The sequence below is a fragment of the Dactylosporangium sp. NPDC050688 genome (assembly GCF_040654515.1).
In the GTDB taxonomy this organism is placed as follows: domain Bacteria; phylum Actinomycetota; class Actinomycetes; order Mycobacteriales; family Micromonosporaceae; genus Dactylosporangium.
On sequence record NZ_JBFAIC010000145.1, the window covers coordinates 1 to 6,962 of the forward strand.

Annotated in this window: 4 protein-coding genes; 1 reads left to right on the forward strand and 3 read right to left on the reverse strand. The window is 69.6% G+C overall.

Translation table 11 applies throughout. From position 1 onward, the window contains the following. Positions 1-277: 277 nt before the first annotated feature. The 3 genes from AB0H83_RS51230 to AB0H83_RS51240 all read right to left on the reverse strand — a co-directional run bounded on the left by AB0H83_RS51230 (position 278) and on the right by AB0H83_RS51240 (position 5,064). Complete coding sequence (locus tag AB0H83_RS51230) at positions 278-976, reverse strand: alpha/beta hydrolase (protein ID WP_360111155.1); 699 nt, start codon at positions 974-976, stop codon at positions 278-280. A gap of 55 nt (positions 977-1,031) precedes the next feature. Next, the gene (locus tag AB0H83_RS51235; RefSeq protein ID WP_360111158.1) at positions 1,032-3,773 is read right to left on the reverse strand and encodes an AAA family ATPase; all 2,742 of its coding nucleotides are present in this window, start codon (positions 3,771-3,773) and stop codon (positions 1,032-1,034) included. Positions 3,774-4,182: 409 nt separating this feature from the next. Next, entirely contained in the window at positions 4,183-5,064 is an 882-nt protein-coding gene (locus AB0H83_RS51240; RefSeq protein ID WP_360111161.1) for a sigma-70 family RNA polymerase sigma factor, read from the reverse strand. Positions 5,065-5,558: 494 nt separating this feature from the next. On the opposite strand from AB0H83_RS51240, the gene AB0H83_RS51245 reads away from it, so the two are divergent. Beyond that, entirely contained in the window at positions 5,559-6,314 is a 756-nt protein-coding gene (locus tag AB0H83_RS51245; protein WP_360111164.1) for a PP2C family protein-serine/threonine phosphatase, read from the forward strand. The last annotated feature ends 648 nt before the right edge of the window (positions 6,315-6,962 follow it).

The window sequence follows — 6,962 nt, forward strand, 5'->3', positions numbered from 1 at the left end:
ACCAGCGGCCCCACCACCTACCAGCCCGGCCACCAACCCTTCTGACCAGCACAACTCGAAAGATCAGCCAATACACCACTTCCAGGGGCTTGACCGGCCGTCGCGGCCAGCGCAAGGACGAGGCGGGCCTGCAGCACCTCATGACACCGCCTCCATTGTCCGCTTTCCCCCGGTCCCCTAGACGCTGAGCCCGAGTGGGTGCAGTCGCGAGGGGTGCCTCCAGCCAACCGGGTTGCGTGACGCCGTACATCGCGTGGATGTACCAAACTCCGGCCGGCTACCGCAGAGCTTCCATGATCATCTGAGCGATCGCGGCCGGCTGGCTCAACACGACGGCGTGGGACGCGTCGATCTCGATCTCGACGGCGGCCATCCGCATCGCCATGAACCGCTGCGCGATCGGGTGCACCACGCGGTCGGCGGTGGCGATCGCGTACCAGCAGGGAAGCTGTCGCCACCCGGGCTGCCGGACCGCCCCGGTGAGTACCGCCCGGGACGCGGGCCGCTGCCGTACGGCCAAGGTGTCGGCGGCGGCATGAGCGAGATCCGCCGCGTACACCTCAGCGAATACCCGCCGGTCGAGGCGTATCGCCGTATCGCCGACGGTGGCCTGCGGTACGTCGGGAAACCTCGCCGCGATGTCGAGCCAGCTTTCGCCGGCATCCAGGCCCAGCCCGGCCACGAACCCGAGGGCGGTGACGTTGTCCACACCGCTGGCGGCCTCGGTCACGACGGCGCCGCCGTATCCATGCCCGACGAGTACGACCGGTCCGCCGATGCCTTGAACGATCCCCGACAGGTGCGGCGCGTCGCTGTCCAGGCCGCGCAGCGGGTTGGCTGGCGCCAGTACGGCGATGTCGCTCGCGCCGAGCTCGGCGGTCACCGACGCCCAGCTGGCCGGGTCGGCGAACGCGTCATGGACCAGGACCACGGTGGCCCGACGATGTCGCGGTCCGGCCGGCGGATTGGTGGACATCCGTCCAATCTTCGCCGACCCGGGGCGCGACGCATCGCGTGTACGTACCAGATCGTCATCCGCGGGCCTCCTCGCTCAACACCAGCCGGGCCAGTTGTACCCGCGAGGTCACCCCGAGCTTGCGGAAGACCGAGCCGAGATGCGTGTTGACGGTGTGCGGGGAGATCGACAGCTGGGCGGCGGCCGACCGGTTGGTGTGGCAGTCGGCGATCAGCCGCGCCACCCGCCGTTCGGTGGCGGTCAGTGCATCCCACCCCTGCACGGGTCGCTCCTGCGCACGTACCTGGCGGCGTATGCCCGCTGCCCGCAGCAGCTGCTCTACCCGCCGCACCTCCCCGGCCGCACCGGCGGCTGCGTACGCGTCGAGCGACTGGGAGAGCAGGGTGACGCCGTCCACGCCCCGCCGGCGGCGCAACAGCGCCTGGCCGTAGTCCGCGGCCGCGTCGGCGTACGCCAGCCGGCGGGGCGCCTCGCGAAGCGCCTCGGTGGCGTGCGCGAGCAGGTCTGCGTCGCCACGGACCAGCGCTGTCGCATGCGCCGCGAGGGCGCCGGCGGTCACCAGGGCCGGGTTGCGGGACGCATACACCTCTGCTTGCTCCGCGAGTGACGCGGCCAATTCCCGGTCGCCGCCGTCGAGGGCGATGCGCACCGCCCAGACGACCAGCGCCCGCAGAATCCGCCAGCGCATCAGGTTGTCCGCAAAGCCTTCCCGGCGAAGGACGCGCACGGCGGCGCCGGCATCGCCGTCGCGCAGGGCCAGCCACGCCTCGATGAACCCGACGAAGGCCGTGTCGCCCGGGGTCGGCCAGACGGCCAGGTCGGCGCGGGCGGCCGCGAACCACGACCGTGCCGCCGCGGCGTCGCCGCGCAAGCTCGCGATCCAGGTCAGCATGGCCTTGCAGCCCACGTCGTGGGAACGTTCCTGGAGCTCCGTGTCGAGCTCGGTCACCGACGTGAAATCCGCCTCGGCGTCGTCGAGCCGGCCCAGCCCCATGTCGTACAGACCCTGAGCCCATGTCAACGCGGCGATCTTCGGCTGCCCGTCGCCGAGCTCGGGGTGCTGACGAGCCTCGGCAAGGCGCCGCCCGGCGCCCTCGAAATCGTCCAGATGCAACAACGCCAGGATCTCCTCGGCCCGGAACGACGGGTCGAGGGAACGAAGTTCGACGAAGCGGTCCAGGGCCTGCCGGCAGAAGCCGGCGTTCAAGGCGGTCTCGCCGAGCGCCCAGACCGCCGTGGCCTCCGCGGCCGTGTCCCCGGCGCGCCGGGCCTGTTGCAAGGCGGCGTCGCCATCGACTCGGGCCTCGGCCAGATCGGTACCCCGCGACAGCGCCAGCGCCCGCACCGCGGCCAGGCGAGCGGCGATCTGCTCGGAGAACCCGCCCGCGTCCAGCGCCTCGTCGACGCGCCGCCGCAGTTCGGCGACCATGCCCAGATTCCACAGCGGGCGCGCCAGATCGGCGGTCAGGCAACCCTGCTCGACCGGGCGTGGGTATAACGCCAGCATGCGGTCGCCGAAGTCGAGCGCCTCCTGGCTGCGGTGGGCCGCCGACAACAGCCGGATGGCATCCTCGCTGAGCTCAAGGTGTACCGGATCGGCCGGGTCGCTCAGGTCCAGGGCCCGCAGCATGAGGTCGGCGGCGAGCCCAGGCATCATCTCCCTAACGTCCGACGCCGCCCGGCGCAGCAGCCGCACCGCGGCCGTGTCGCCGGGCGCCGCGCCGAGCAGCACGTGCTGTGCCGCGTCGATCGGCTTACGTCCCATGGCCATCAGCCGTTGCGCGGCCTCGCGATGCAGCGCCTTGCGGGCCGACGCCGGAACGTCGGCATAGACCGCCTGGCGGACGATATCGTGCCGGAACGCGATCTGCTCCCCGTCGTCGACCAGCACACTGCCGACGCCCGCGGCCAGGTCGTCCAGCAGCGCCGTGGTCGAGGTGTGCCGCAGCGCCGCCGCGTCCGCGAGCGTGAACCGCCGGCCGAGGACCGCGCCGACCTGAAGGAACCGTAGGGTGCTGGCGGGCAGCGCGCGCAGCTGGCCGCGTACCCCCAACATGATCGAAGCCGGCGGGGCGCCGGCCGGAAGCGTGCCCGCAGCCCTGATCCCGCGCAGCATCTCCACAGCCAGAAACGGGTTGCCGCCGGCGCCTTGGAGCAGAGCGCGTTCCCGGGTGTCCGCCGGTCTGCCCAGGATGTCCTCGACGACTTGGTCGATGTCGCCCGCGCTGAGCGGGCCGAGCCGCACGTCCTCGACCGGCACCACCCGGCCAGCGGCCGCCGCGATCTCCCGAACCGCGTCATCGGGCCGGCTGCCCAGCACGAACAGCACCGGCGAGCCACGTAGCCGAGCGGGCAGGACGCGCAGGCCGAACCGGCTCAGTGGGTCGATCCACTGCACGTCGTCGATAGCCAGCAGAAGTGGGGAACCCGTCGCGCGCGTCTCGAGGATCGCGGCCAGCTGCTCCACGAGCCAGAACCGCTGCTCCCGCAGCTCGAACAGGCTCGTGATGTCGGCTGCGGAAAGTAGCGGTGGCGTGCCGTACTGCAACGCGGCCAGCATCGTGATACCGGGCGCGATCTGGTCGAATTCCTCGGCCTTGGCGCTGCCGATCGCGTACCCGAGCTGGGCAGCGTGATCCTCGACCTCGGCCAGGAACGCCGACTTGCCGATCCCGGGTTCGCCGGTGACGACGACCATGTGCGCGTCGCCCTGATCCGAGACCTCTGCCATGACCTGCAGAATGCGGCGCAGCGCCTCGCTCCGACCCCGTAGAGCCACCCGCACACCTCTCTGCACCCGGCCCGTTGTCCCGACACCGGCTAAGACAGGGCAGCCCCGCGGTCTGTGACAACTCGACCGAAGTTCCTCGGGGTTGCCGCTGCCACAACCACAATGGACAACCTGCTCACGGGCCGCCGGTGCCGGTCACGCCGGCATCACCAAGACCGCCTATCGGGAGTAGCTCGCGCGCTGACCCGGCCAGGCCCGCACGGCGTCCGTCGTGCGGGCGATATCAGCCGCGCAGCAATATCGCGGCATGCCGCGACTCGACCGATCCGGCTAACACCTCGGGAAGAAACGGCTGATATGTCATGTAGAAGTCGGTGCAGCCGGCGCCACCGACAGAATTTGTTCGCACGGGGTCATCTGTTCTCTCGCAGTCGCCAGCTATGACTGGACAGCACGCCGATGTGACGTCGGCGAGTCAGGCCCGGGCGGACACCGCCGCGACCTTCTCGGGGTTGACGATCCACAGCAGCTGGTCGATGCCTTCGGTCGAGGCGCTGACCGTGAGCACGGCGTGGATCGGGCGCGCGGCGCCCTCGCGCCGCAGCACGACGGAGGCCTGCCCGTTGGTGGTCACCCACTGGATGTCGAGGTCGTTCCAGAACCAGGTGGAGATCGCGTTCATGAACTTCGCCACGCGCAGCGCACCTACGACCGGGGTGCGGGAGATGCGCACCGTGCCGTTGCCGTCGGAGATGCTGGTCACATCCGCCGTGAACAGCCGCTCCAACGCGGTCATGTCGCCGGAGCGGGCGGCCTGGATGAACGCGGTAAGCAGCTCCCGCTGCGTCCCCGGCGTCGCCGGCGTACGCCGTTCGCCCGCCATGTGCTTGCGGGCCCGGCTGACCAGTTGACGCACCGCAGGCTCGCTCAAATGCAGGATGTCGGCGATCTGCGCGTACGAGTAGTCGAAGGCTTCCCGCAGCACATACGCGGCGCGTTCGTTGGGCGGGAGCTTCTCCATCAGCAGCAGGGCCGCGAACTCCAGGGCCTCACCGCGCTCGGCGCCCAGGTACGGGTCGGCGCTCGTGTCGACCGGTTCGGGCAACCACGGTCCGATGTACGTCTCGCGCCGTACCCGTGCCGACTGAAGCGCGTTGATGGCCAGCCGGGTCGTCGTCGTCGCCAGGAACGCCGCCGGATTTACCACTACACTGCGATCACATGCCTGCCACCGCAACCAGACCTCCTGCACCAGGTCCTCGGCCTCGGCGACGCTGCTGAGCATGCGATACGCGATCCCGAACAACCGTGGCCGCACGCTCGTGAAGACCGCTGCGGCCTCCTCCAGGTCATTCACGCCCCCCGACTCGAGATTCACACCGGAACCCGTCACCCTTGCCTCTGTCGCTCGCGGCTGCCACCAAGACCATCTTCGGTCCAACACGCCGCAATTACCAGCCTCCGAAACGCGGCTGTGAACTTGGCGACCACCCGCCTGCGACCGCCCCATTCGCCCGAGGCCACCCGCTTCGCGGTCGGACGGTCGGCACACTCGAATGCCACTGGAATTGCACTCGGGCCGCAGGCGGCGAGCTGTTTACCGCCTGTCCGTCGCATCACCCTGGGATGCGTTCACAGGCGCGGTGGCTGACTTCTACCTGGCCGATGGGAAGTAAGCGCCCCATCACTCGAAATCACCTGCTTCTGCACTGCCTGCTCGTAGCGTCAACGACTATGAATCCACCACAGGCAACCGGCATATCCATGCGTGACAGAGCCGTCGTGATTGAATCCCGGCGGTCAGCGGACCGGCGCCGGCGGACGATCCGTCATCCACCACAGGGGCCGCTATTGAGCACGATCGCACCAAACAGCGACCAGGTACCGCTGTCCTACCGAAGTCAACTGGCGCGCGAGCGGCAGATCAGCCATGAACTGCAATACGCCATCCAGCCGGCCACCAGCGTCGTCGGGGACATCGACGGCCTGCAGGTCGCCGTGCGATGCCACAGCGCCGACCCCGCGCTGCGCATCGGCGGCGACTGGTACCTGATTCTGCCGCTGGCCAACGGAGATCTGGTCATGGCCGTCGGCGACGTCGTCGGCCACGGGCTGGGTGCAATCGAGCCCATGATCGGGCTGCGGTACGCGATGGCAGCATACGCCGCCGAGGGCCACCCACCGGCAACGATCTTGTCCCGGCTCAACACGCTACTATGCCGCGCCGACAGCGAGACAACAGCGACTGCTGTCGTCGCGACATACCGGCCGCGCACGGGCCAGCTCCGCTGGGCGCGCGCCGGGCATCCACCGCTGCTGCTGGCCGACCATCACCGTGTGACGCGCCTGCCCAACCCTCGAGGGCCGCTGCTGGGGGTGTTCCCGGCACCGTCGTTCACGCAGGAGTCCCGCCAGCTGCTACCTGGGCATTCGGTGTTGCTCTACACCGACGGCATGATCAAGCGGGGGGCCTTCGACGACGGTATCGAACTACTGGCCGATCGGATCACTGGCATCGGTGGGCACCCAGCCGCGGTCCTCGACCGGCTCGACTTCGACACCGCCCGCGACGACGCCTGCGCACTACTGGCACAACGCATCGCCTGACCGGCGGCCGGCGCCGATGCGGCCGTGTGACGCCTAAGCCGATCGCAGTGCGATCGGGCGAACAACCCCTGGCCAGGCATATCGCATGGGCATGGGATGTCCGCGGGCGCGGACGTCGGCACCTTGATGTCGGACAATCCGTACCATCGCGCACGCGTGCAGCTGAGCTACGGGGAGCGGCTACGGCGATACCGCCGGCCAACCGACGCCCGGCCACCACTCACGCCGCGTGGCCGGGTTCGTGGCCCAGGGCCTTTCTCCGTGGGCGGAGCGGGCGCGCAACGAGCTGCGTGGTGCGGGCGGCGCCGCCCCCTCGCCCCGCCGGCTCCACGGTGCTGCTTCCAGCTTCCTCCCGCTGCTACGACAGCCAGGAGATGGACGATCTCTCGCCCCCATCCGGACACCAACGCCTCGTGGCGCACCATCAACCGCCTCAAACGCAACCGCGCCGGCGCTACCGGGTTCGACAAACTCGCCGTCCGTTACGAAGCCACCATCCACGTCGCCGCAATCAACGAATGGCTCTGACCACTTTGATACGCGTCCTAGTTGTCGAGATCGGCGGCCGGTGTCTCGTTGAGGTGCTGGCTGCCGATCACTTTCAGGAGCTCCAGTTTCTCGTGGCTCTCGCTGCCGGGTTGCGCGGTG

Excerpts from the sequence above, each read along its gene's own strand:
- AB0H83_RS51230 (WP_360111155.1), bottom strand. The coding sequence starts at position 976 with ATGTCCACCAATCCGCCGGCCGGACCGCGACATCGTCGGGCCACCGTG.